The organism is Bradyrhizobium genosp. SA-3 (genome assembly GCF_004212635.1).
GTDB lineage: Bacteria > Pseudomonadota > Alphaproteobacteria > Rhizobiales > Xanthobacteraceae > Bradyrhizobium.
This window is the reverse complement of the sequence record NZ_PSRT01000130.1, coordinates 1-23,765: the sequence shown is the minus strand read 5'-3', so window position 1 is coordinate 23,765 and position 23,765 is coordinate 1. Positions and strand designations below refer to the sequence as shown.

General features: G+C 64.5%; 22 protein-coding genes. 4 read left to right on the top strand and 18 right to left on the bottom strand.

What is annotated here, in order from left to right; genetic code table 11:
- Positions 1-57 precede the first annotated feature (57 nt).
- Positions 58-681, bottom strand: a complete 624-nt coding sequence (locus tag CWO91_RS33205) for a GNAT family N-acetyltransferase (RefSeq protein ID WP_130219740.1) — start codon at positions 679-681, stop codon at positions 58-60.
- Between the two features lie 68 nt (positions 682-749).
- A complete protein-coding gene (locus tag CWO91_RS33200) occupies positions 750-953 on the bottom strand; it encodes a DUF1127 domain-containing protein (RefSeq protein WP_091890623.1) in 204 nt (67 codons plus the stop codon).
- A 110-nt stretch (positions 954-1,063) separates the two neighbouring features.
- Here CWO91_RS33200 and CWO91_RS33195 point away from each other — a divergent pair, with 110 nt between their 5' ends.
- Complete coding sequence (locus CWO91_RS33195) at positions 1,064-1,963, top strand: transcriptional regulator GcvA (RefSeq protein WP_130219739.1); 900 nt, start codon at positions 1,064-1,066, stop codon at positions 1,961-1,963.
- A gap of 167 nt (positions 1,964-2,130) precedes the next feature.
- Here CWO91_RS33195 and CWO91_RS33190 read toward each other — a convergent pair whose 3' ends face one another.
- Genes CWO91_RS33190 through CWO91_RS33180 form a run of 3 tightly spaced genes read right to left on the bottom strand, consistent with a single transcriptional unit; the run spans position 2,131 to position 4,736 of the window.
- Positions 2,131-2,544: a Rieske (2Fe-2S) protein gene (locus tag CWO91_RS33190; protein WP_130219738.1), complete on the bottom strand. Its 414-nt coding sequence runs from the start codon at positions 2,542-2,544 to the stop codon at positions 2,131-2,133.
- A complete protein-coding gene (locus tag CWO91_RS33185) occupies positions 2,544-3,653 on the bottom strand; it encodes an amidohydrolase family protein (protein ID WP_130219737.1) in 1,110 nt (369 codons plus the stop codon). Before CWO91_RS33185 ends, CWO91_RS33190 begins: the two co-directional genes overlap by 1 nt.
- Before the next feature lie 24 nt (positions 3,654-3,677).
- Positions 3,678-4,736, bottom strand: coding sequence for an amidohydrolase family protein (locus CWO91_RS33180; RefSeq protein WP_130219736.1), 1,059 nt, complete (start codon positions 4,734-4,736; stop codon positions 3,678-3,680).
- A 181-nt stretch (positions 4,737-4,917) separates the two neighbouring features.
- On the opposite strand from CWO91_RS33180, the gene CWO91_RS33175 reads away from it, so the two are divergent.
- Positions 4,918-5,400: a CinA family protein gene (locus CWO91_RS33175; protein ID WP_130219735.1), complete on the top strand. Its 483-nt coding sequence runs from the start codon at positions 4,918-4,920 to the stop codon at positions 5,398-5,400.
- A gap of 202 nt (positions 5,401-5,602) precedes the next feature.
- Here CWO91_RS33175 and CWO91_RS33170 read toward each other — a convergent pair whose 3' ends face one another.
- Positions 5,603-5,869, bottom strand: a complete 267-nt coding sequence (locus tag CWO91_RS33170; protein ID WP_244551202.1) for a DUF1488 family protein — start codon at positions 5,867-5,869, stop codon at positions 5,603-5,605.
- A gap of 178 nt (positions 5,870-6,047) precedes the next feature.
- Positions 6,048-6,590 (bottom strand): tetratricopeptide repeat protein, encoded by a 543-nt coding sequence (locus CWO91_RS33165; protein ID WP_165405891.1) that lies wholly within the window; start codon positions 6,588-6,590, stop codon positions 6,048-6,050.
- A gap of 135 nt (positions 6,591-6,725) precedes the next feature.
- On the opposite strand from CWO91_RS33165, the gene CWO91_RS33160 reads away from it, so the two are divergent.
- Positions 6,726-7,922: an IS256 family transposase gene (locus CWO91_RS33160; protein WP_130219732.1), complete on the top strand. Its 1,197-nt coding sequence runs from the start codon at positions 6,726-6,728 to the stop codon at positions 7,920-7,922.
- 351 nt (positions 7,923-8,273) lie between these two features.
- Here the strand turns inward: CWO91_RS33160 and CWO91_RS33155 are convergent, their stop codons facing one another.
- The 11 genes from CWO91_RS33155 to CWO91_RS33105 form a co-directional block, all read right to left on the bottom strand.
- Positions 8,274-9,743 (bottom strand): AMP nucleosidase, encoded by a 1,470-nt coding sequence (locus CWO91_RS33155; protein ID WP_165405890.1) that lies wholly within the window; start codon positions 9,741-9,743, stop codon positions 8,274-8,276.
- A 397-nt stretch (positions 9,744-10,140) separates the two neighbouring features.
- Entirely contained in the window at positions 10,141-11,475 is a 1,335-nt protein-coding gene (locus CWO91_RS33150) for an HlyD family type I secretion periplasmic adaptor subunit (protein WP_130219730.1), read from the bottom strand.
- Positions 11,472-13,220, bottom strand: a complete 1,749-nt coding sequence (locus CWO91_RS33145; RefSeq protein ID WP_130219729.1) for a type I secretion system permease/ATPase — start codon at positions 13,218-13,220, stop codon at positions 11,472-11,474. The genes CWO91_RS33150 and CWO91_RS33145 overlap by 4 nt, the downstream gene beginning before the upstream one ends.
- A gap of 254 nt (positions 13,221-13,474) precedes the next feature.
- A complete protein-coding gene (locus tag CWO91_RS33140) occupies positions 13,475-13,744 on the bottom strand; it encodes a GlsB/YeaQ/YmgE family stress response membrane protein (protein ID WP_091890659.1) in 270 nt (89 codons plus the stop codon).
- 159 nt (positions 13,745-13,903) lie between these two features.
- A complete protein-coding gene (locus CWO91_RS33135; RefSeq protein ID WP_130219728.1) occupies positions 13,904-14,881 on the bottom strand; it encodes an ABC transporter ATP-binding protein in 978 nt (325 codons plus the stop codon).
- Complete coding sequence (locus tag CWO91_RS33130) at positions 14,878-16,293, bottom strand: amidase (protein WP_130219727.1); 1,416 nt, start codon at positions 16,291-16,293, stop codon at positions 14,878-14,880. The genes CWO91_RS33135 and CWO91_RS33130 overlap by 4 nt, the downstream gene beginning before the upstream one ends.
- Entirely contained in the window at positions 16,290-16,487 is a 198-nt protein-coding gene (locus tag CWO91_RS33125; RefSeq protein WP_018321359.1) for a hypothetical protein, read from the bottom strand. The genes CWO91_RS33130 and CWO91_RS33125 overlap by 4 nt, the downstream gene beginning before the upstream one ends.
- On the bottom strand, positions 16,484-17,545 hold the full coding sequence (locus tag CWO91_RS33120; RefSeq protein ID WP_165405889.1) for an ABC transporter ATP-binding protein: 1,062 nt from the start codon (positions 17,543-17,545) through the stop codon (positions 16,484-16,486). The genes CWO91_RS33125 and CWO91_RS33120 overlap by 4 nt, the downstream gene beginning before the upstream one ends.
- Before the next feature lie 188 nt (positions 17,546-17,733).
- Positions 17,734-18,636 (bottom strand): ABC transporter permease, encoded by a 903-nt coding sequence (locus tag CWO91_RS33115; protein ID WP_130219726.1) that lies wholly within the window; start codon positions 18,634-18,636, stop codon positions 17,734-17,736.
- Between the two features lie 432 nt (positions 18,637-19,068).
- Positions 19,069-20,022 (bottom strand): ABC transporter permease, encoded by a 954-nt coding sequence (locus tag CWO91_RS33110; RefSeq protein WP_130219725.1) that lies wholly within the window; start codon positions 20,020-20,022, stop codon positions 19,069-19,071.
- Positions 20,023-20,213: 191 nt separating this feature from the next.
- The gene (locus CWO91_RS33105) at positions 20,214-21,872 is read right to left on the bottom strand and encodes an ABC transporter substrate-binding protein (RefSeq protein WP_130219724.1); all 1,659 of its coding nucleotides are present in this window, start codon (positions 21,870-21,872) and stop codon (positions 20,214-20,216) included.
- Positions 21,873-22,072: 200 nt separating this feature from the next.
- Here CWO91_RS33105 and CWO91_RS33100 point away from each other — a divergent pair, with 200 nt between their 5' ends.
- On the top strand, positions 22,073-23,668 hold the full coding sequence (locus CWO91_RS33100; RefSeq protein WP_130219723.1) for an ABC transporter substrate-binding protein: 1,596 nt from the start codon (positions 22,073-22,075) through the stop codon (positions 23,666-23,668).
- The last annotated feature ends 97 nt before the right edge of the window (positions 23,669-23,765 follow it).

The following is a 23,765-nucleotide window of genomic DNA, read 5'->3' as shown; positions in this document are numbered from 1 at the left end:
CTACGAAGGACAAAAAGATGCCCGGCTCTGAACGTCAGAGCCGGGCATCGAGTGGTGTCAGGCCGAGGCTGAGGGGCTGTCGGCCTGACGGGAAAGGGCGGCGAGGCGCCAGCTCGCGCAGGGGATGTCTTTCGGTGCGACCGTGACCTCCTTGTCGAAGCGCACCAGCTTCCAATCGTCGGGATGGTTGACGAAGGCGAAGCCGGATTTGCGCGCGAGCGAGATCATGGTCTCGTTGGAGCGTAGCGTCTCGCCAAAGATGCGCTCAGCACCGAGCGCGGCGGCGCGGCATTCCAGGTTGTTCAGAAGCGCGGTGGCGATGCCGTGGCCGTGCCAGCGGTCATCGACCGACAGGCCGAACTCGACCGTCGATGTTTCCGCATGGAGCGCATAGCGCATTTCGGCGACGATGGTCTCGAAGCCGTCGACCAGCATGGTCGCGACCACGGTGAAGCGCTCGCGCTCACCGACCTCGAGGAAATCGTGCAGTAGCCCCTTCGGCAATTCGCTGATCGCGCCGAAGAAGCGGTTGTAGCGGGAGCGGGTCGAGAGCGAGCGGAAATAGTGCTGGAGCTCCTCGGTGTCGCGCGGCTCGACGAAGCGAACGGTGACGGCCTCACCCTGCCGGGTGCGCAGCGTATCCGAATATTGCGTGAGGTCTTCGAGGCGAAGCGTGCTCATGACCGGCACCGTGCGAAAAGGGGACCGCCGGCGCCCCCACAGTCAGGCGGCGCCGGCCTGGCGGCCTATCAGGCCCGCCAGAAGGGTTTGTCGGCCTCGTAGGCAATGTCGGACCAGGACAGGCCGACGTCCTGCAGATCCCGCGCGGTCCAGTTGGTGAGCTCGCGCCTGTTACGGTAACGCTCGTGCCAGAGGTGGAGCGTGTCGCCGATCTGGTGGAGCAGACCTGGCGCATGATGATTTGTCATCGAATTCTGGGTCAACGTAGACATCTTCAGCTCCTGGAGCTAACTTCAGCGCTAATATCTGCTTTCTGCTGCGCCGCGACAAACGACAATTTGTACCTTTTCGCATGAAATAACGTCATGTATCCTGCTGCCAAATGACTGCCAGATTGCCGTCCCTGAACGGATTGCGGGCGTTCGAGGCCGCGGCGCGCCATCTCAGCTTCACGCTGGCGGCGGCCGAGCTGAACGTGACCCAGACCGCGATCAGCCATCAGATCCGAAGGCTGGAGGAGGAGCTCGGCATCCGCCTGTTCGTCCGGCAGAACCGCGCGCTAGCGCTGACGCCGGAAGCGCGGGATTACCTCCCCGGCGTCCGCGCTGCCTTCAACGACCTGCGCCTCGCCACCGACCGGCTGCTGCGCAAGGACGACGACAAGGTGCTGACGGTGTCGACGCTGGCCTCGCTCGCCGCAAAATGGTTGCTGCCGCGGCTCACCGATTTCCAGGAGCGCCACCCTGGCATCGATGTCCGCATCACCACCTCGGCCAGTCTCGTCGACTTCCAGCGCGACGACGTCGATGCCGCGATCCGCTACGGCCGCGGCCAGTGGCCGGGCCTGCGTGCCGACTGGCTGATGGCGGACGAGCTGTTTCCGGTGTGCAGCCCGTCACTGCTGCGCGGCGACAAGCCGCTCCGCCGGCCCGAGGACCTGCGCAACCATCCGCTGCTGCACACCTCCAACGCCAACAGCGACGATTGGCGGCTGTGGCTGACGGCGGCGGGCCTGCCAGCCGATATCGCCAGGCAGCCCGGCATCACCTTCGACATGATCTTCATGACCATCCAGGCCGCGATTGACGGCATCGGCGTCGCGATGGGCCGGACCTCCTACGTCCAGGACGACATCGCCAAGGGCCGGCTCGTAGTGCCCTTCAAGATCGCGCTGCCGGCGGATGCCGGCTTCTACCTGGTCTCGCCGGAGGGCCGCCGCGAAGCGCCGAAACTGACCGCTTTCCGGGACTGGATGATCGCTGCAACGCAAAATAAAGCCTGAAAAATCATCAGCTTCCCCTGGCAAAATCGATTGACTGGCGGGGCATTGAGAGGGCGTCATTCCGGGGCGCCTCGAAGAGGCGAGCCCGGAATCCATTTCTCCCAGCATTCCTGACGCACGATGGATTCCGGGCTCGCCCTTCGGGCGCCCCAGAATGACAGCGGGGACTACAGCTCCACCACCACGTAGTCGCTCTCGACTCTTACCGGGATCGTCTCGGCGACATACGGCCCCTTCACCACGCTGGCGCCCGGCTCGACATTGGCCGGATAGGCCTTCACGCGGAAGCGGCGGGGGTCGCAATAGGACTGGCCGGTGCGGATGTCGAACTCCCAGCCGTGCCAGGGGCAGCGGATGATCTCGCCGAGTTTCGTATATTCGATCTCGCCGGGATCCTTCGATTGCGCGAGGCCGATCAGCGGGCCCTCGCACAGCGCCGCGCCCTGATGCGGGCAGCGGTTCATCAGGCCGAAATATTCGCCCTTGATGTTGAAAACCGCGATCGGCCGTCCATCGATCTCCAGGAATTTTCGCGTGCCCGGCGGAAGCTCGTCGACCGCGGCAATCACATGACGCGCCATCAAGCAATCCCGTAAAGCTTCTGCGCATTGCCGAGATAGAACGCCTCACGATTGGTCTCGCTGACGCCGGCCGGCAGCACGCGCGACGGCTCGTCATAGTCCCAATGCGGATAGTCGGTCGCGAACAAGAGCCGGTCCCAACCGATCCAGTTGATGACGTCGAACAGATCCTCGCGCCGCTCCGGGTCTTCCATCGGCTGCGTGGTCCACCACACCTGCTCGCGGATATATTCCGACGGCGGCCGCTTCACATGCGGCACCTCGCTGCGCAGCCGCTGCCAGGCCTTGTCGAGCCGCCACGCCAGCGACGGCGCCCAGCCGAAGCCGGCTTCGATCATCACCATCTTCAGTTTCGGGAAGCGCTCGAACACGCCTTCCAGCACAAGGCTCGCGAGCGCCGATTGCTGGCACTGCGAGTGTCCCACCATCTCCTCGATGTAGTAGGAAGGCCAGCCTGACGGTGTGATCGGATTGCCGCCGAAGCCGAAGGCGTGCACGCCGACGGGAAGGCCGGCCTCTTCCGCAGCCTGGTAGATCGGCCAATAACGGCGCTGGCCGAGCGGCTCGACATTGCGGCTGAGCAGCAGCACTTGCACGAAGTTCTTGTCGCCGGCGCGTTCGCGGATTTCGGCGGCGGCCGACAGCCCATCCTCATTGCCGACGACGATGGACGCCTTCAGCCGCTTGTCCTTGCTGGTCCATTTGTCGATCTGCCAGTCGTTGATCGCCGAGCACAATGCGGCCGAGAGCTCGTGATTGCGGATACCCTGCCCGGTGTTGAGCGGATTGAGTACCCCAAGCTGCACGTTGTTGGGATCGAGCAGCTGCTTCTGCATGAAGGAGAGGGAGGAACCTTGCGGGCCGCCTTCCGGCGGATAGGCGTCGCGGCGCGAGGCGTTGGGCTGGGCCTTCGGATAGGGCGGGCCTTCCATCATGCCCTGATAGGCATGGACGCCGTAGATGTCGAGGTGATGCTGCCAGCGTTTGGCGAGGTAGGGATAGAGCTCGGTACGGGTGGCGCGGGCCGGATGGATGTCGCAATCCGCGATCGCGGTTTTCGCAGTCAGTGGGGAAGCAGCTTCGGAGCTCTCGCGGAACTGGATATTCATCGCCTTGCCTCCTTTGGCAGCGGGCTAAGTCAGGCGGGGATAGGTCGCATGCGGATTGTCGATCATGATCTTGTGCACGAGATCGGGGGACAGACCTTCGGGCAGCGCGTCCTGGCCGTCGAACTGCCAGTGCGGATAGTCCGTGGAGAATAGGACCAATTCGTCCGACTGCATATGATCAAACAGGCGAATTAATGTCTCAGGTTCCGGCGGCGCATCAAATGGCTGTAACGAGAAGCGGATGTTGCTGCGCACAATCTCCACCGGCGCGCGATCGACCCACGGCGTCTCCATCCGCACCCCGCGCCAGAACTTGTGCAGACGCCAGAGATAGGGCGCGATCCAGGAGACACCGGACTCCAGCATCACCATTTTCAGCCGCGGATATTTGGCGAACACGCCCTCGACGATCAGACTGGTGAGCTGGGTCTGGAACGCCTGGGCCTGACCGACATAATCCTCGATGTGATAGGAACCCCACCCCACGGCGGTGGGCGGATTGTGGTAGGCGGAACCGGCATGAATGCCTACCGGTAATTCCAGACTTTCCGCGGCCGCATAGATCGGCCACAGCGCACGCTTGCCGAGCGGCGTGTCGCCCATGACCAGCATGAGCACCTGCACGAAGCGGCGATCCTGCGCGCAGCGCTCGATCTCGGCGACGGCCTTGTCGACGCTTTGCGTGGGAATCACGATCGAGCCGCGCAGCCGCGGATCGCGATCGAGCCACTCCTTAACGAGCCAGTCGTTCAGTGCGCGGCAGAAGGCCGCCTGCATGTCCTCGGAGAACATCATCTGCACTCCGTAGAGCGGATTGCAGATCGCGAGCTTGAGCTGGAAAGGATCGAGCACATGACGCTGCATGTCCGCCAGGCTTTCGCCGGGTTTGCCGTTCTCGGGGCGCCAATCGGGCCGCGCCACGATCGGCGAGTTCTGCGGATAGGATTGCGAGACGAGATCGACCATGCCGCGCGTCGTCACCTGATCGCGCCAATAATCGTTCAGGTACGGCAGCAGGCTGGTCAGATGCGGCACGGCGGGATGCAAATCGCAATCCACCCCGCCGGCGATCAGGGACGCCATGACGTCTCCTTCACGTTTCCCTGTGAAGTTTCTTGGTCTCGTCTTCTCGCGTGCGGCACCTGGCCGCTCCCGCTTTGTCTCCGCCATTCAAGCAGGCCTGCCCGCCGCCCGCAACTCGGCCAAGCCTTCCGTCATATGCTAGGAAGGCTGAGCACAGTTGCGAGGATCAGAGGTGAAGGACATGAAAGAGCTCTTCGGCATTGCGGAACAGGTCGCGGCCAAACTGATCGCGCGCAAACAGACCATTGCGGTGGCAGAATCCTCAACCGGTGGCCTTATCTCGGCCAGCCTGCTCGCCGTGCCCGGTGCGTCCGCCTATTTCCTCGGTGGCGCCGTGGTCTACGCCCGCGACGCCAGGCGCGTGCTGATGGATATTTCGGACGACGGCATGAAGGGCTTTCGCTCCTCCTCGGAGCCCTATGCGAAGCTGCTTGCTGAGCGGATGCGAACGCGCTTCGGATGCGACTGGGGCCTGTCCGAAACCGGCGCCGCCGGCCCCACCGGCAACCGCTACGGCGACGCCGCCGGCCATAGCTGCATGGCGGTCGCGGGCCCTGTGGCAGAGGTGATGACGCTGGAGACGGGCAGCAATGACCGGCTTGCCAACATGCAGGAGTTCGCGGCGACAGCGCTGAAATTGTTGCTGAAGAAGCTGGAGGAGTGAGCGGCAGCCCCTGGCAAGCGGGCACACTCCTAATACCGTCATCCTGAGGTGCTCCCCTTGCGTCGCAAGGGGAGCCTCGAAGGACGACGGCCCGGCTGCATCTCGGCCGCTCATCCTTCGGTGCTCAACACGAGGCGCACTGCGCCTCGTGTTGAGCACCGAAGGATGACGGCGAGGGGCTGGTGCGCGGTGATGATCAATCTCACCGTCCCAAATGCCGCATAAAGATCCGCACCACATAGCCCTGAAACCTCGGCGCTTCGTCGTAGAGGTCTGACGCGATCCGCTCGATGGTCTCGCGCAGGGACAGGAACTGCGCCTGACGCGCGCTGCTTTCGGTGCCCTGCATGCCCGCGAGCTCGTCCATCGCGGCGTCGCTGATCTGGCACTGCACCACATCGCCGTCGTTCAGCATGGTGAAGCGAAAGGCCAGCCGTTCGAGGTCATGGCCAATGATCTTGTCGCGCATGAGTGGCATCAAGTCGTCCCGGTCGAGCCCCCGCGCCGGACAATGCTGAAAATTTCTTCGCTTGTCACCATGTGTCGGGTGGGTTAGCCCAAGGCGTAACCTACCTATTGTCGCGATAGTGGATTACGCCGAGCGGACTGCGCTTCGTACAGCCGCGGGCCTGACCCAGCCTGCGTTCTCAGTAAACGAGGGCCGCGCCTGTGGGTTTCTCCAGCGCAGTCGCCAGGGACTTGTACTCCTCGCAATCGGAACCGCAGATCGCGGCGATGCGGCCCAGGTGAAACATTGCCTGCTCGCGATTGCCCTGCTCCAGCTGCCAAAGCCCATAATACTGCCAGGTCAGCACGTGATTCGGATCGGCCTTCAGCGCGCGCTCGTACCAGATCTGCGACTGCTTGTAGTCGCCGAGCTTGCGATATGAGTAACCGATGAGATTGGCGACGTTCGGATGATCGTCGTGGCCGAGCGCCTTCAGTTGCTCGATCGCGACCGCATAATCGTTGCGCTCGTAGATCGTGTCATAGGCCACGCGGTAGCCGGCCGCGAATGCGGGATCACCGATGCTGGACTGGTTGTTCGGCTTCTTACCTTTCTGGGTTGCCTTTGGGTTGGAGCGTTTCGGGTAGGTGGGCTGCGCTTTCTGATCCGAATAGGCGCCCGCATAGGGATCCGTGGAGCTGGTGCCACCACCTCCACCACCACCTCCACCGCCCGCGGCCAATACCGGCGAAGCGCACAGCGCCGCTGCGAACGTTGGTAGTGTGCGGAAGGTTCTGCAAAAGCTGAGAGGCTGAAGCGGTCATGGTAAGTCCGGTGGTTGCGAAGATCACCGCTCGTAGAGGAGCTTGGACCCGCCATGACCGTGACGAAGATTAGGACGGATGTCGCTGCAGTCAAAGAGTTGTTGAGGTCGGACAAGGAGTTCCTGAAGCCGCTGATCCAGAGTGCGGTGCAGGACATTCTCGAAGCCGAGATGACGGAAACGCTGGGTGCGGAGAAGGGGGAGCGCGTCGAAGGACGGCTTGGCTATCGCTCCGGCTACTATACGCGCTCGCTGATCACCCGTGTCGGCAAGCTCGAACTGAAGGTCCCCCAGGACCGGCAGGGGCGGTTCTCGACCGAACTGTTCGAGCGCTACCAGCGCTCGGAGAAGGCGCTGGTCGCGGCGCTGGCGGAGATGTACGTGCAAGGCGTCTCGACGCGGAAGGTGAAGCAGGTCACCGAGGAACTGGTGGGGCACGCCTTCTCGGCCTCGGCGATCAGCGCGATCAACAAGCGGCTGGATGCCTCGCTCAAGGCGTTCTGCGAACGCAAGCTCAAGGAACCGTTCCCCTATCTGATCCTGGATGCCCGCTATGAGCGGGTGCGCGAGGACGGCATCATCGCGAGCCAGGCGGTGCTGATCGCGATCGGGGTCGACTGGGAGGGGCGGCGTCAGGTGCTGGCAGTCGAGCTCGCCAACCGGGAGAGCCGATCGAGCTGGAAAGAGTTTTTGGAAGGGCTGAAGGCGCGCGGGCTTCACGGCGTGGAGTTCGTCGTCTCCGACGACCATCCGGGACTGAAGAAGGCGATTCCGGAGGTGCTCGCTGGGGTGTTTTGGCAGCGTTGTTATGTGCACTTCCTGCGCAACGCGCTCGACTATGTGCCGCGCAAGGTCGATGACGATTGCCTGCTCGAGCTGCGCTGGATGTATGACCGGCGCGATCTGGGCGAGGTGCGACGCGACCTGGCCGCCTGGCTGGCCAAATGGGGTGGCAAATACCCCAAGCTCACCGGCTGGGTCGAGGACAACATCGAGGAGACCTTGACCTACTTCCGCCTGCCGCTGGCGCACCGCAAGCACATGAAGTCGACCAACATGCTGGAGCGTCTCAACGAGGAGATCCGGCGGCGGACCTATGTGGTCCGCATCTTCCCCAATGGGGAAAGCTGCCTCAGACTGGTTCGGGCGCTGACGGTCGAGCGCCATGAAGCCTGGCTCGAAGACCATCGCTATCTGAACATGGATCTGTTGAAAGAGCACAAGAAGGAGACGCTGCGTCAGGCGGCCTGACGATGCTCAGGCCCACCAAAGGGATGGACGCCACCCCTCTCCGCCGCCGTCGCTCGCCAGCGCTGCGCTTTTGGGCGAGCGAGCGACGGCGGCTCCGAGGGGATGGCTTGGCCGGACCCCATGATCAATTTTGCAGAACTTGACGCACAGAACTCGAACGTTCCCAGCACGACGACTCTGATCATCGCTGTGATCATTGCTGTCTCCTGTTTCTGACAACGCGGCCCCGGATGACGTGATAACCCTGCTATGGCGGCGATATTCCGGGATGATTGCGTTCTCGCGGAGACGCCGGCGTCGGGCGTGCGACAGTCGTGCTGCCAGATCCTGCCGGCAAGCGGGAGGGACGCGCTACTGAAACGCGACCTCGGCGAAGCTCCTCAGCTTTCGCGAATGCAGCCGCTCCGATTCCTGCTGCTTCAACCGCTCCAGCGCCTTCAGACCGATCTCGAGGTGCTGTCCGACGCGGCGACGGTAGAATTCGCTGGCCATGCCGGCGAGCTTGATCTCGCCATGCAACGGCTTGTCGGAGACGCAGAGCAGCGTGCCGTAGGGGACGCGGAAGCGGTAGCCATTGGCGGCGATCGCGGCCGATTCCATGTCGAGCGCGACCGCACGGGATTGCGACAAGCGGCGGATCACCGCAGGTCCGGAGATCTCCCAATTGCGGTTGTCGACGCTCGCGACGGTGCCGGTCCGCATCAGGCGCTTCAGCTCGAAACCTTCGAAACCCGTGACGTCCTCGACCGCCTCCTCGAGCGCAACCTGCATCTCGGCCAGCGCCGGGATCGGTACCCACGGCGGCAGCTCGCGGTCGAGCACATGATCCTCGCGCACGTAGCCGTGGGCGAGCACGTAGTCGCCGAGCCGCTGCGTGTTGCGCAGGCCCGCGCAGTGGCCGAGCATCAGCCAGGCATGCGGCCGCAGCACGGCGACATGGTCGGTGGCGTTGCGCGCGTTGGACGGACCGGTGCCGATATTGATCAGGGTGATGCCGCGATAGTCGGGCGCGACCAGATGGAAGGCCGGCATCTGCGGTGCGCGCACGGGCGCCATCCCGCTGATGGCGCCGCCGCTGCGCGTGATCACATTGCCGGGCGCGACGAAGGCATCGAGACCAGCCTCGCCGGATTGAAGCCGCTGCTGGCAGAGCTGCGCGAAGGCGTCGACATAGAACTGGTAGTTGGTGAAGATGACGAAGTTCTGGAAATATTCGGGATCCGTGCCGGTGTAGTGATAGAGCCGGCGCAGCGAGTAGTCGACGCGGGCGGCGCGGAACAAGGATAGCGGCTCGGGCGCGCCGGGGTGCAGCTCGAAGGTGCCGTCGGCGATCGAATCGTCCATCGTGGCGAGATCAGGCACGTCGAACGCATCGCGCAGCGATCGCGTGATGGCAGAGTTCTCGCTGGTGGTGATGGCGGCCTCGATGTTGATGTCGCGGCGATAGGCGAAGTGGATCGGGATCGGCTCCGTGGACTCGCCGATCTCGACGGGCACTGCGTGGTTCTGGATCAGGAGTCCGATCTGCTCGGTGAGATAGGCGCGGAATAGATCCGGCCGCGTCACGCTGGTCTCGTGCACGCCGGGGCCATGGACGAAACCGTAGGACAAGCGCGAATCCAGCCGCGCATGCGTCGCGGTAATGAGGCGGACGAAGGGATAGTAAGCGCGAACCCGCGTCGTGACCGCTTCGCCGCCAACATAGGCCTCGAACCGGTCACGCAGGAATTTTGTGTTGCGCTCATAGATCTCTTCGAGCCGGGCGACGGCGAGGTCAGCGTCGGAGAAGAATTCGGTGGCGATGGAGGGTGGGGATTGCATGGTCGACCGCCGGGTTGCTGTTTGCAATCGCAGTATAGCAAACTGACAGCCAAGTCGTCATTGCGAGCGCAGCGAAGCAATCCAGAAATCCCTCCGCTGAGGCAGACTGGATTGCTTCGCTGCGCTCGCAGTGACGACTAGAGGCTGCCGCAGGGTGGGCAAAGCGAAGCGTGCCCACCATATACTCGTCGCGTGAAAGGTGATGGGCACGGCGCATCGCGCCTTTGCCCACCCTACGAGATCGCGCCACACACCGCTGTCATGCCCCGGCTTGACCGGGGTACGCCGCGGCTCCTCGATTCAATCACAACGGTCAAGCCGGGCGATGACGGCGCGTGTGTGGCACGAGATCCCGGATGCGCGCTAACCGCGCTCCGGGATGACGCGCTTTCGCGCGTCACTTCTCCCGGAACGCGCGCATCAGCTGGTCGTGCAGCGGTTTCATCAGATAGGACAGCATGGTGCGGTCACCGGTCTGGACGAAGGCTTCCACGGGCATGCCGGGAATCATCTTGACGTCGCCGAGGCGGGCGACCTCTTCGGCCGGCATCGAGACGCGGATGGTGTAATAGCTCTGGCCGGTGCGCTGGTCGGTGGTGACGTCGGGCGACACGCGGCTGACGACGCCGTTGAGCTCGGGTGTGGTGCGCTGGTTGAAAGCGGACAGGCGCAACAACGTCTTCTGGCCGATCTGGAGCTTGTCGATGTCGACCGGGTTGACCTTGGCCTCGACCTGGAGATCGTCGGCCTGCGGCACGATCAGCATCAGGGCATCGCCGGCGGTGACGACACCGCCGACGGTGTGCACCGTCGATTGCAGCACCATGCCGTCCTGCGGCGCGCGGATGTCGACACGGCGGAGCTGGTCTTCGGCGGCGACCTTGCGCTCGATCAGCTCGCCGATCTTGTCGTTGGTCTCGCGCAGGTCCTTGGAGACCTCGCTGACCACGTCCTTGTCGATCTGGATGATCTGGAGCTCGGTCTCGGTGATCTTGCCCTTGGCCTGGGCGCGCGAAGCGATGTACTGCGCGCGCTCGCCGTTGAGACGCGCCGAGTCGCGTTCGAGCTGGGTCAGGCGCGAGATCTGCACCAGGCGCTTGTCGTAGAGCTCGCGCACGCCGGTGAGCTCGTTCTGCACCAGCGCGATCTCCTGGTCCTTGGCCTTCTCCTGAGCGCTGAGACCTGCGATTTCCTCGTTGAGCTGCGTGATGCGCTCGCGCAGCTGCGCTTTCTGCCCGGTGCGGCCGTTGACGCGGACGTCGAACAGCTTGGTTTCGGCGGAGAGCAGCACCTTGACGTCCGGATCGTCGGCCCGCTCGAGGAGGCTTTGCGGAAATTCGATCTTGTCGACGCCGCGCTGCTCGGCCTGGAGCCGCGCCGCGCGCGCCTGCGCAGCATCGAGATTCTTGGTGACGATGGCAAGGTTGGCCTTGGTGACGGTATCGTCGAGCCGCACCACGACGTCGCCGGCCTTGACCACGTCACCATCGCGGGCGCGCACCTCGCCGACCACGCCGCCGGTCGGATGCTGCACCTTCTTGACGTTGGATTCGACCACGATCTGCCCCGGCGCGATCAGCGCACCCGAGATCAACACCGTGGAGGCCCAGCCGCCGAGACCGACGACGAGGACCAGCACGATCGCGAGACCGAGCATCAGGTGAAACTTGATCGAATCGCGCACCGTCTTCTTCGCGGCAGGCTTCGGGCCGCCGATCGCCAACGTGCTCATGGCTTGGGTACTCCACCTTCGCTCACGATCTTGATCGGCGCCGGCGGCGTCACGCGCGGCTGGAGCACCTGGGCGAGCACCTGCTCCTTGGGACCGAAAGTCTGCATGCGGCCGTCGCGCAGCACCAGGATCTGGTCGACCGCCTCGACCCCGATCGGCCGGTGCGCCACCACGACGACGATGGCGCCGCGCTCGCGTGCCGAGCGGATGGCGCGAGTCAGCGCCTCGTCGCCTTCAGTGTCCAAATTGGAGTTGGGCTCGTCGAGCACGATCAGGAACGGATTGCCGTAGAGCGCGCGCGCCAGCGCCACGCGCTGCGCCTGGCCTGCGGAGAGCGCAGCGCCCTGCTCGCCGACTTGCGTGTTGTAGCCCTCGCGCATCTTGATGATCATCTCATGCACGCCGGCCTCCTTGGCCGCGGCGATGATCGCGTCGGAGGTGGCCTCGGGATCGAACCGGCTGATGTTCTGCGCGATGGTGCCGCCGAACAATTCGACGTCCTGCGGCAGGTAGCCGATGTGACGGCCGAGCACGTCGCTTGACCATTGGTCGAGCGCCGCGCCGTCGATCCGCACCTTGCCGCGCACCGGCTGCCAGACGCCGACCAGCGCGCGGATCAGCGACGACTTGCCGGAGCCGCTTGGCCCGATCACGCCGAGGCCGTTGCCGGCGGTGAGCGCGAAGGTGATGTCCTGGACGATGAGGCGCTGGTCGCCGGGCGGCACCATGGCGACGCCTTCGACCGAGAGCCGGCTGGTGGGTGCCTGCAATTGGGTCGGCATCGCCTGCGCCGGCATCTGCTCCAACAGGCGGGTCAGGCGCTGCCAGCTCTGGCGGGCCGCGACGAAGGACTTCCAGTGCGCAATCGCAAGATCGACCGGCGCCAGCGCGCGGGCCGAGAGGATCGAGCCGGCGATGATGATGCCGGCGGTCGCCTCCTGATGGATGACGAGATAGGCACCGACCGCGAGCACGGCCGATTGCAGCATCATGCGCAGCACCTTTGCGACCGCGCCGAGACCGCCGGCGACGTCGCTCGCGCGCTGATTGCCGGCCAGATATTTTTCGTTGGCCTCGCTCCAGCGCTGGTTCATGCGGCTGGCCATGCCCATCGACACCATGACTTCGGCGTTGCGGCGGCTGGCCTGGGCGAGATCGTTGCGCTGGGCGGCAAGCCCCATCGCCTCGCGCGCGGGCTGGCGGGACATGAACTCGGTGACCAGCGTCAGGCCGACCAGGATGATGGCGCCGATCAGCGCGGTGACGCCGATCAGGACATGGAAGGCGAAGCAGATGGCGAGATAGAGCGGCAGCCAGGGCAGGTCGAAGAACGCGCTCGGGCCCATGCCGCCGAGGAAGGAGCGGACATTGTCGAGGTCGCGCAGCGGCTGGAGGCCTTCGTTGCGGCTGCCGACCAGCAGCGGCAGGCGCACGATGGTGTCGAACACGCGCTTGTTGAGGGCCTCGTCGAGCGAGGTACCGATCCGCCCCAGAATGCGGTTGCGGATCATGTCGAGCACGCCCTGCGCCATGTAGAGGAAGCTGGCGAGGATGATCAGGCCGACCAGGGTCGGGATGCTGCGGCTCGGCAGCACCCGGTCGTAGACCTCCAGCATGAAGATCGACCCGGTCAGATAGAGCAGGTTGATCATGCAGCTCATCAAGCCGACGCCGACGAACGCCATGCGACAAGCGCGCATGGCGTCACCGAGCTCTGAACGGCGGACGCCAGGGATGGCTGCCATCAGTCTGATCTCTTTCGGGTGAGGGGCAATGCCCCTGATTTCAAAGGCGATTCAGGGTACTCGCCTCGGATTAACATCTGTTTTCCGGCCGTCAACGCAGTCGAATTAATCCGGGGCCCTGATGGGCCACATCTACCCCTGATAGACTTCCGCGCAAGTCCGGAATTTCACAGGCTTGCGGCTTTTTCTTGCAGACTTTCAGGCTCTTCCCCGGAAAAGGGAGAGGCCGCAAGCTCCGATCTGCCGAACGCCGGCTAGAACCGGCCCCCGCCGCGCACCAGCCGCACCACCAGAAGCAGGATGACGGCGCCAATGGCGGAATAGACGATCTCGGAGACGAGCCCGGTGCCGAGACGAATGCCGAGCTTTGGGAACAAGAGGCTGGCCACCAGGGCCCCGGCGATGCCGATCACGATGTCGCCGATGATGCCGAACCCGGCGCCCCTCACGATCTTTCCGGCCAGCCAGCCGGCGACCAGGCCGACGAACAGGATGACGAGCAGGCCTTCGTTGGAAATGTACATAAGTGAGGTCCCTCTGGCGTGAATGGCCGCATGGAACCGGAAGCGGGATGAATGGGGTCTGAATGGCGTTCGTGGCCGGCCGGTTGCGGCAGTGCAGACAAAAAATGTCGAAAACAACCCCATGCACAGTAGAGCAGGCCCTGGCCGGTGCGCTCAGTATTACGACAATGCGGTGACCTGCTCCGCCAGTACGCACCTTGCCGCCCGGCCCGGCCCGACCTCCACATTCGCAGGCAACCGCTCCAGGCAGCGCGGCTCGGCGAACTTGCAGCGGGGGGCGAAGGAGCAATTGTGGGGTTTCTCGGCCAGCGAGGGCGGGGTGCCGGGAATGGTTTCGAGCCGCTGCCCACGCTTGGCGCCGTGGATGGTGGAGGCAAGCAACCCCTTGGCATAGGGATGCACCGGCGAACGGACGATGTCGCGCAGGCTCCCCTGCTCCACGATCTGGCCGGCATACATCACCGCGACGCGGTCGCAGATCTCGATGGCAACGCCGATGTCATGGGTGACGAAGATGACGGACATGCCGAACTCGCGCTGCAGCTCGCGCAGCAGCAAGAGGATCTGGATCTGCACGGTGGCGTCGAGCGCGGTGGTCGGCTCGTCCGCGAGCAATATCTTGGGACGGCAGGCCAGCGCGAGTGCGATCATCGCGCGCTGGCGCATGCCGCCGGACATTTCGTGCGGATAGGCATCGAGCCGGCGCTTTGCCGAGGGGATGCGCACGACCTCGAGCATTTCGAGCGCCCTCGCCCGCCCTTCCGCAAAACTCTTGCCTTCATGGCGCACCACGCTTTCGGCGATCTGCGCACCGATGGTGTAGACCGGATCGAGCGCGAGCGCGGGCTCCTGGAAGATCATCGAGACGGTCTGCCCGCGGAACGACGACAGCTCCTCGTCGTTCATGGCGAGCACGTCGCGGCCCAGCACGTTGACCGTGCCTGAAATCTGCGTGCGCTTCTTCGGCAGCAGCCGCATCAGCGCACGCAACGTCACGCTCTTGCCCGAGCCGGACTCGCCGAGCAGGCCCAGCACCTCACTGTTGCCGAGCGAGAGGCTGAGATCGTTCACGGCATAGACCGTGCGCTCGCCGGTGAAGCGGATGTTGAGGCCTGAGATCTCGACGAGCTTTGTCATGACGGCAGTTTCGGTATCCGGTCGTGGTAATCGGTGACGCGCTGGAACGCGGCGCCGATGGTGAGCAAGGTGGCTTCATCGAAGGAGCGGCCGATCAGCTGCATGCCTACAGGCAGGCCGCTTCTGGTGAAGCCGGTCGGCACCGTGAGCGACGGCAGGCCGAGGAAGTTCACCGGGCGGGTGAACAGCGTCAGCCGCTGCAACAGCGCCGGCGCGTTCGGACCGCCGCCGACATCGCTTTCCTCGATCGTCGGCGCCGGCACCGGGGAAGCCGGTGCGATCACCGCATCGACACCCGCGGTGGCCGCGTTGTGCGCGGCGAGCGCAGGCCCGCGCCAGCGCATCGCCTCCAGATAGGTGATGGCGGGAACGGCGAGGCCGTTCTGAAGCCGCATCAGGACTTGCGCGCCGTAATCCTGCGGACGCTCGATCATCCAGCGCTTGTGGAAGGCGGCGGCTTCAGCCGCGAGTACGAGCTGGCTTGCCGAGGACAATTGCCGCTGATCCGGCAGCTCGACCGTGACGATGTCGGCGCCCTCGCGCTTGAGCACGGCGATGGTCTCGTCCAGCACGCGCGCGACCTCGCTGTCGAGATCGTCGACGTAGAACGACGCGGGCACCCCTAACTTCAGGCCCTTCAACGAGCCCTTGGTCGCGGCGACATAGTCCGACAGCGGCTCGTGGCTACAGGTCGAATCCGCGGGGTCCGCACCGGCCATCAGCGCCAGCAGCAGCGCGCAGTCCTCGGCGGTGCGGGCGAGCGGGCCGACGGTGTCGAGCGATTGCGACAGCGGCATCGCGCCGGCGCGGCTGACGCGGCCGACGGTGGTCTTGAGGCCCGTGACGCCGCAGAAATGCGCGGGCATGCGGATCGAGCCGCCGGTGTCCGAGCCGAGCGCCGCATAAGTCAAACGCGCAGCAACCGCCGAGCCGGAGCCCGATGAGGAACCGCCGGTAATGTGGGCCACGTTCCAGGGATTGCGCACCGGGCCGTAATGAGCGTTGTGCCCGGTCGGGCCATAGGCGAATTCGGCGAGGTGCAGCGTGCCGAGCCGGACCTGGCCGGCATCCTTCAGCCGCTGCAAGGCGGTGGAGGTCACGGTCGGGACGAAATCGCGGCGGATCAGCGAGCCGCAGGTCGCGACCTTGCCGGCGTCGTAATACATGTCCTTGTGTGCGAGCGGCACACCGTGCAGCAGACCACGAACATTGTCCTTGGCGAGCTCGGCATCGGCGGCCTCGGCCGCCTTCAGCGCGGTTTCCGCTTCAATTGACATGAAGGCATTGAGATGCGGCTGCCACTGCGCGATGCGCTGCAGCAGCGCGCGCGTCACCTCATGCGAGGACAGCTGCTTCATCGCGATCGCACGCGCGACCTCGGTGAGCGTCATCAAGGCAGGCTCGGTGCTCATTTCGACACCTTCTGCGTCTGCGCGATCGGATAGAGCGCAGGCTCGAGGTCGAACGGCAGCGTGCCGGCAATGGCCGCAAAGCCTTCGAAGGCCGGGCCAATGGAATTGGAGATGCGGGTCGCGATCTCGTCATCCACGGGAACGCCCGCGATCTGCGCGATCGGCTTGATTTCTTTTGGTGTCGGTCTCGTCATGCGGTCTTCTCCCTGGGCGCGCGGCTATGGCCTGAACCCGGTATCGCCATGTAGCACGCGGCCTCATGGCCCATATTATCCAGCGCAGTGAGCTTTGGTGTCGCATTTGCGCAGAGCGGCTCCGCAAACGGACATCGGGTGTGGAAGCGGCAGCCCGAGGGCGGATCGATCGGATTGGGCGGATCGCCCGTGATCGGCGGCGTCTCGGTGCGGCTATCAGGATCGGACGACGGCATCGCCGCCAGCAGCGCGCGCGTATAGGGATGCGCCGGCTGGTCCCAGACCTGGTCGACCGGGCCAAGCTCGACGACCTCGCCGAGATACATCACCAGCACGCGGTCCGAGATGTAGCGCACGACGTTGAGGTCGTGGCTGATGAAGAGATAGGTCAGGCCGAACTCGCGCTTGAGGTCGGCGAGCAGATTGAGCACCTGCGCCTCGACGGATTTGTCGAGCGCGGAGACGGCTTCGTCCAGGATCACCAGCCGCGGCGACAGCGCCAGGGCCCGGGCGATGTTGACGCGCTGGCGCTGGCCGCCGGAGATCTCGTGCGGATAGCGGCTGGCGAAGTTTTCCGGGCGCAGGCCGACCTTGCCGAGCAGCTCGCGCGCCAGGGTGCGCGCCGCGCCGTCGGCCATGCCGTGGACCTTGGGACCGAACGCGATCGATTCCTCGATCGTGAGGCGCGGATTGAGCGAGGCGTAGGAATCCTGGAACACCATCTGCATGCCGCGGCGCAACTCGCGCAGGCTCAGCGACTGGCCGACGGTCATGCCGTCATAGATGATGTCGCCGTCATCGCGCGGCATCAGATGCATCAAGAGGCGCGCGGTGGTCGACTTGCCGCAGCCGGACTCGCCGACGATGCCGACGGTCTCGCCCTTGGCGACGGAGAAGGAGACGTTGTCGACGGCGCGCACGGTGCGCTTCGCGGCGAACAGCCCGCCGCGCACGGGGAAGTGTTTTGTCAGACCGGAGACCTGAAGCAGTGGCTGCGCGACGCCGCCGCGGTCTTCGACGGGCTCGAGCATTTCGACGGATGTGTTGCTCTCGCTCATGGCCGCGATCCTTCACCTCTCCCCATCGGGGAGAGGTCGGCGCGAAGCGCCGGGTGAGGGGGGCGCGGCAAACTCGATGCAGCGAAACCCCTCACCCGGATCGCATCTTGCGATGCAATCCGACCTCTCCCTACGGGAGAGGTGTGGCACCATCAACGCCGTGAAAGTCTGCATCTCTCTCACCATCGCTAGTTCCTGATGTCCATGGCGCTACGCAGGCCGTCCGAGAGCAGGTTGAAGCAGATCGAGACCGCGAAGATCATCGCGCCGGGCAACGCTGCAACCCAGGGATTGACGTAGATCGCGGTGCGCAAGGTGTTCAGCATTAGGCCCCATTCCGGCTCCGGCGGCTTGGTGCCGAGGCCAAGGAAGGACAGGCCGGCGGCCAGGATCATCGAGACCGAGATCAGGCTGGTGGCATAGACGAAGATGGCGCCGAGCACGTTGCCGAGGATGTGCACGCGCATAATAGTGAAGGCCCCCGCGCCGGAGGCGCGCGCGGCCTCGACGAAGTCCATGTTGCGCACGCCGGTGGTGACGCTCTCGGCGACGCGGGTGATCTGCGGCACGAACACGACGGTCAACGACACGATGGAATTGAGGATGCCCGCTCCCAGCGCGCCGGAGATGGCGATCGCCAGCAGCACCGACGGGAACGCATAGAACACATCGACCGTCCGCATGATCGCGGTGTTGAGCTTGCCGCCGACATAGCCGGCAATGATGCCGAGCGAGGTGCCGACGCAGAAGGCGAGGATCACCGGCAAAATGCCGATGACCAGCGACAGCCGCCCGCCATAGATCAGCCGAGCCAGCATGTCGCGGCCGAGTTCGTCGGTGCCGAGCGGATAGCCAGCGGTGCCGATGTGGCGAAGGCGGCGGATCATCGAGCCCTTGTAGGGGTCTTCGAGACCGAGCCACGGCGCGAGGATCGCGGACAGGAAGATCAGCAGCAGCACCAGCGCGCAGGCCATGCTGACCTTGTCGCGCATGATGCGGCGGCCGACGGTCGCCCAATAGCCGCGCGCCCTGGTCGCGGGTGCGGCCTGGAGCGCGGCATCGCTGGTGGCGGACAACGGAAGCTCGCTCATGAGCCAGCTCCCCGCAGGACGTGGCGCGCTCCGTGCAAGCCAAGGGCTCGTTTCACCTCGCCCGCTTGCGGGAGAGGTCGGCGCGAAGCGCCGGGTGAGGGCTTTCTCCTCTTGGGGGTTCTCGATTGCGGAGATACCCTCTCCCCAGCCCTCCCCCGCAGGCGCAGGGCTATCGCATATGACCTCTTGGAGCGGCCTGAGCAAGCGCCTCGTCCTTCGAGACGACCGCTCCGCGGTCTCCTCAGGATGAGGCTAATTGGCTTCGAGCCGTTAAAACTGCTGCCGCAGACTCCGCCCTCATCCTGAGGAGCCCGCCAAAGCGGGCGTCTCGAAGGATGGGCCGCAGGGAATCCGCTTCCCATATGCGATTGCCCTGCCCGCAGGCGGGGGAGGGAGCGCAGCTTTTGCGTGGCAGTAACTAGACTCATCCCGCTAGCCCCGCTTGATGCGCGGGTCGATCGCGGCTTGCGCGATGTCGACCAAGAGATTGAGGAACACGAAAAACAGCGCGAGGATCAGGATCGTGCCTTGCAGCAGCGGCAGGTCGCGCTGGAAGATCGCGGAGTTGAGCAGGAAGCCCGAGCCCGGCCAGGAGAACACGGTCTCGATCAGGATGGAGCCGCCGAGCATATAACCCAGCTGGAGCCCCATCACCGCGAGCGCGGTGGGCGCGGCATTCTTGATGACGTGGCGGAACACGCCGGTTTCATGCAGGCCCTTGGCCCGCAGCGCCTCGACGAAATCCTGGCTGAGGATGTCGCCGGTGAGCGCGCGCACCGTGCGGGTGACGATGCCCATCGGGATCACCGAGGTCGTGATTGCCGGCAACACGAGATATTTCAGGTGCGCCCAGTCCCAGGCCCAGGAGTTGGAGCCGCTCGGCCCGGCGCCGACCGCGGGCAGCCAGTTCAGCTGCACCGAGAAGATGATGACGAGCAGCATGCCGAGCCAGTAATGCGGCACCGAGACGCCGGCGATCGCGAAGGAGGTCGCGACCTTGTCGATCCAGGTCTCGCGAAAATAGCCGGCGATCAGGCCGAACAGGATGCCCATGGTGAAGCCGATGATGGCGGCGGCAATCGCCAGCGTGACGGTGTTGCCGACCGCGCGCATGACCTCGGCCAGCACGGGACGCCCCGTGGCGATGGAATTGCCGAGATCGCCGTGCAGCGCGCGCAGCAGCCAAAGCCCGAACTGCACCGGCAGCGGCCGGTCGAAACCGTAGGCGGCGCGCAGCTGCGCGGCGAGCTCCTGCGAGGCGTCGGCCGGCAGCACGGCCACGAGCGGATCGCCCGGGGTGATGTGCACGAGCAGAAAGCACACCAGCGCCACGCTGATGACGATCGGGACGACGTAGACAATGCGTCTGGCGATATAAGCGAGCACTGAATTACCTGACGTGATGTCGCACGACTGGGTGCGCGGGGACAGTAAGGGACGCCCGATGCGAGGGTTCCCTCCCCCCTTGCGGGGGAGGGTTAGGGAGAGGGGTAGCCACACGAACACCGCCCGTGTGAGCCCCCTCCCCAACCCCTCCCCGCAAGGGGGAGGGGAGCCCTACCAGCGTGCTCAACTCACTACTTCATCGACACCGGCGAGAAATCGATGAACCAGCTCTTCGGCTGCACGACGCCTGTCACCTTCGGGCTCATGGCGCGAGGGCCGACATCGTGGGCGACGTAGAGGAAGGCGGCGTCGTCGACGGAGGCCGCGTGCAGCTCGGCGAGCGCAGCGTCACGCGCGGCGGGATCGAAGGTTTGGCGCGCCTTCTTCACGAGGTCGTCGAACTTGGGATTGTTGATGAAGCCCCAATTGTTCGACACCGGCGGCGCCATGCCCGATTGCAGGAAGCGCACCAGCGCGAAGAACGGGTCCATCGCCGCATAGGTGACGTTGGTCGCGTTCGCGCCGTTGGCTGAGGGATCCTTGGCGCCGCGGCGCCAGTTGGTGAACAGCGTGTTCCATTCGATGACGTCGAGCTGCACGTCGAAATAGCATTCGGCCAGCGCCTGCTGGAGATATTCGTTCATCGGCAGCGGCTGCATCTGTCCCGAGCCGGAGGCGGATGTCTGGGTCTTCACCGTCAGCTTCTTGTTCGGACCGAAGCCGGCCTCCTGCATCAGCTTTTGTGCAGCCGCCTTATCATACTTGATCTCGAAGCTTGGCTTGCCGCGCCAGGGATGGCCGGGCTCGAAGGTGCCGGTCGCCGGCACCATCAGGCCGGCAAGCAGGCCGTCCTTCAGGCCCTCGCGGTCGACACAGAGGTTCGCGGCCTTGCGCACGCGGATGTCGTTCCACGGCGAGCCTTCGACACGCGAGAATTGCCACGGCCAGACATGCGGCTGCTCGTTGGCGTAGAGCTTGAAGCCGCGCTGCTTGAGCTCAGGCAGCGCATCCGGCGCCGGGGCCTCGACCCAATCGACCTGCCCGGAGAGCAGCGCCGCGGTGCGCGCGTTGGCCTCCGGCATCGGCAAGAGCACCATCTTGTCGACCTTGGGGACACGGGCCTTGTCCCAGTAGTTCGCGTTCTTGACCAGCTCGAGCCGCTCACGCGGGGTGAAGCTCGCCATCTTCCACGGGCCGGTGCCCGAGGCGTCCCTGGCGAAGGCGGTCCAGGCGGCTTGCGACTTCGCCTTGGCGTCAGCGCCTTCGGCCTTATCGTAAAAGGCCTGCCACTTCGCCGGGCTCGCCATGAACAAATTGGTGAGGTTGATCGGCAGGAAGCTGTCGGGCTCCTTGGTGGTGAGCTCGACCGTCATGTCGTCGATCTTCTTCGCAGACGCCAGCGTCGGCATGCGCGAGGCCGTGACGCCGACCTGGCTGGCGTCGAATTGCGGCGCGTCCTGCTTCAAGACCTTCTCGACATTCCATACCACGGCGTCCGCATTGAACGGCGAGCCGTCATGGAAGGTCACGCCCGGGCGCAGCTTGAAGATCCACTTGGTCTTGTCGGCGTCGTCGACTTTCCACTCGGTCGCAAGGCCCGGGATCACCACGCTTGCCTTGTCGGCCGAGGACAGGTCCCAGCCGGTGAGCCCGTCATACATGGTGAGACCGGTGAAGCGGTTGCCTTCAAAACCCTGGTCGGGCTGGCCCAGCGTGCGCGGAATATCGGCGGCGGTCATGCCGATGCGCAGCACAGTTTCGGCGCTAGCGACGCGCGGGAATGCGGCCACCGTGCCGAGCGCCAGGAGCGCGATCAGCGCGGCATGTGTCTTGTTCTTCTTGATAAGCATCGCCTCAATCCTTTTCCGGCTTCGATGACTATTTTTGATGCAATCGTATGCAATGGCTATGCCAAAGAGAAACTTATTCTGCCATTTGTCACTGCGACGACAAGTCCTTGTGGGTCGCGCACGGGCGAACGCATCGCCCTGCCTATTCTGGCATCAAGATTGCAAGTTTGGTCCCGATATCTCCTGGGAGCTTTGGGCCAATGCGTATTCGACTGTCGACCTGTCTCGCCGTGCTTGCGCTGGCGGCCTCCGCAATCTCGGCGCGCGCCGAAAGTGTTGTGCGCTACGGCATCTCGATGGCGGACATTCCGCTGACGACGGGCCAGCCCGATCGCGGCGCCGGCGCTTATCAGTTCACCGCCTACACGATCTACGATCCCTTGGTCGCCTGGGAGATGGACGTCGCCGATCGGCCCGGCAAGCTGGTGCCGGGGCTTGCCACCGAATGGAAGGTCGACGATGCCGACAAGACCAAATGGCGCTTCACGCTTCGTAAAGATGTGAAGTTTCACGACGGCAGCGAGTTCAACGCCGATGCGGTGATCTGGAATCTGGACAAGGTGCTCAACGACAAGGCGCCGCAATTCGATAAGCGGCAGAGCGCGCAGGTGAAGACCCGCCTGCCCTCGGTCGCGAGCTACGCCAAGATCGACGACTTTACCGTGGAGATAACAACCAAGACGGTCGATTCTTTCTTCCCCTATCAGATGCTGTGGTTCCTGGTGTCGAGCCCGGCGCAATACGACAAGCTCGGCAAGGACTGGGACAAGTTCGCCAGCCAGCCCTCGGGCACCGGTCCGTTCAAATTGACCAAACTGGTGCCGCGCGAGCTCGCGGAGCTCACCAAGAACCCGGACTACTGGAACAAGAAGCGCATTCCCAAGGCCGACAAGATCGTGCTGGTGCCGATGCCTGAAGCGCTGACGCGCACCAACGCGCTGCTTGCGGGGCAAGTCGATCTGATCGAAACGCCCGCGCCGGATGCCGTGCCGCAGCTCAAAGCCGCCGGCATGAAGCTCGTCGACAACATCACACCGCATGTCTGGAATTATCATCTCAGCGTGCTGCCGGGCTCGCCCTGGACCGACATTCGCCTGCGCAAGGCGCTGAACCTCGCGATCGATCGCGAGGCGGTGGTCGGCCTGATGAACGGGCTGGCAAAGCCTGCCAAGGGACAGGTCGATCTGTCCAGCCCGTGGTTCGGCAAGCCGAGCTTCGAGCTGAAATATGATCTTGCCGCGGCCAAGAAGCTGGTCGAAGAGGCCGGCTACTCCAAGGCGAAGCCGCTGAAGACCACCTTCATCATCGCGCAGGGCGGCACCGGCCAGATGCTGTCGCTGCCGATGAACGAATTCCTGCAGCAGAGTTTCAAGGAGATCGGCATCGAGATCGACTTCAAGGTCGTCGAGCTCGAGACATTATATACACACTGGCGCAAAGGCGCGGCCGACGAGATGAACGCCGGCATCACCGCCAACAACATTGCCTATGTCACCTCGGATCCGCTCTACGCCATCGTCCGCTTCTTCCATTCCGGGCAGATTGCGCCGGTCGGCGTCAACTGGGGCGGCTACAAGAACCCTGAGGTCGATGCGCTGATCGACGAGGCCAAGCAGACCTTCGATTCCGCCAAACAGGACGCGCTGCTGGCGCAGGCGCATGCGCTGATCGTGAACGATGCCACGCTGGTCTGGGTCGTCCACGACACCAACCCGCACGCGCTGTCGCCAAAGATCAAGCAGTTCGTGCAGGCGCAGCACTGGTTCCAGGATTTGACGACGATTGGGGTGGAGTGAGGGGGGGCGGCTGTGCACGCGCCTCAACAGACTCGTCATTGCGAGCGCAGCGAAGCAATCCAGAAATGCATCCGCGGAAGGACTCTGATCTTCCCCC

What these genes read in the sequence shown, in the direction of transcription:
- CWO91_RS33205 (WP_130219740.1), bottom strand. Translation starts at nt 681, where the DNA reads ATGAGCACGCTTCGCCTCGAAGACCTCACGCAATATTCGGATACGCTG.
- CWO91_RS33200 (WP_091890623.1), bottom strand. Translation starts at nt 953, where the DNA reads ATGTCTACGTTGACCCAGAATTCGATGACAAATCATCATGCGCCAGGT.
- CWO91_RS33195 (WP_130219739.1), top strand. Translation starts at nt 1,064, where the DNA reads ATGACTGCCAGATTGCCGTCCCTGAACGGATTGCGGGCGTTCGAGGCC.
- CWO91_RS33190 (WP_130219738.1), bottom strand. Translation starts at nt 2,544, where the DNA reads ATGGCGCGTCATGTGATTGCCGCGGTCGACGAGCTTCCGCCGGGCACG.
- CWO91_RS33185 (WP_130219737.1), bottom strand. Translation starts at nt 3,653, where the DNA reads ATGAATATCCAGTTCCGCGAGAGCTCCGAAGCTGCTTCCCCACTGACT.
- CWO91_RS33180 (WP_130219736.1), bottom strand. Translation starts at nt 4,736, where the DNA reads ATGGCGTCCCTGATCGCCGGCGGGGTGGATTGCGATTTGCATCCCGCC.
- CWO91_RS33175 (WP_130219735.1), top strand. Translation starts at nt 4,918, where the DNA reads ATGAAAGAGCTCTTCGGCATTGCGGAACAGGTCGCGGCCAAACTGATC.
- CWO91_RS33170 (WP_244551202.1), bottom strand. Translation starts at nt 5,869, where the DNA reads ATGCGCGACAAGATCATTGGCCATGACCTCGAACGGCTGGCCTTTCGC.
- CWO91_RS33160 (WP_130219732.1), top strand. Translation starts at nt 6,726, where the DNA reads ATGACCGTGACGAAGATTAGGACGGATGTCGCTGCAGTCAAAGAGTTG.
- CWO91_RS33155 (WP_165405890.1), bottom strand. Translation starts at nt 9,743, where the DNA reads ATGCAATCCCCACCCTCCATCGCCACCGAATTCTTCTCCGACGCTGAC.
- CWO91_RS33150 (WP_130219730.1), bottom strand. Translation starts at nt 11,475, where the DNA reads ATGAGCACGTTGGCGATCGGCGGCCCGAAGCCTGCCGCGAAGAAGACG.
- CWO91_RS33145 (WP_130219729.1), bottom strand. Translation starts at nt 13,220, where the DNA reads ATGGCAGCCATCCCTGGCGTCCGCCGTTCAGAGCTCGGTGACGCCATG.
- CWO91_RS33140 (WP_091890659.1), bottom strand. Translation starts at nt 13,744, where the DNA reads ATGTACATTTCCAACGAAGGCCTGCTCGTCATCCTGTTCGTCGGCCTG.
- CWO91_RS33135 (WP_130219728.1), bottom strand. Translation starts at nt 14,881, where the DNA reads ATGACAAAGCTCGTCGAGATCTCAGGCCTCAACATCCGCTTCACCGGC.
- CWO91_RS33130 (WP_130219727.1), bottom strand. Translation starts at nt 16,293, where the DNA reads ATGAGCACCGAGCCTGCCTTGATGACGCTCACCGAGGTCGCGCGTGCG.
- CWO91_RS33125 (WP_018321359.1), bottom strand. Translation starts at nt 16,487, where the DNA reads ATGACGAGACCGACACCAAAAGAAATCAAGCCGATCGCGCAGATCGCG.
- CWO91_RS33120 (WP_165405889.1), bottom strand. Translation starts at nt 17,545, where the DNA reads ATGAGCGAGAGCAACACATCCGTCGAAATGCTCGAGCCCGTCGAAGAC.
- CWO91_RS33115 (WP_130219726.1), bottom strand. Translation starts at nt 18,636, where the DNA reads ATGAGCGAGCTTCCGTTGTCCGCCACCAGCGATGCCGCGCTCCAGGCC.
- CWO91_RS33105 (WP_130219724.1), bottom strand. Translation starts at nt 21,872, where the DNA reads ATGCTTATCAAGAAGAACAAGACACATGCCGCGCTGATCGCGCTCCTG.
- CWO91_RS33100 (WP_130219723.1), top strand. Translation starts at nt 22,073, where the DNA reads ATGCGTATTCGACTGTCGACCTGTCTCGCCGTGCTTGCGCTGGCGGCC.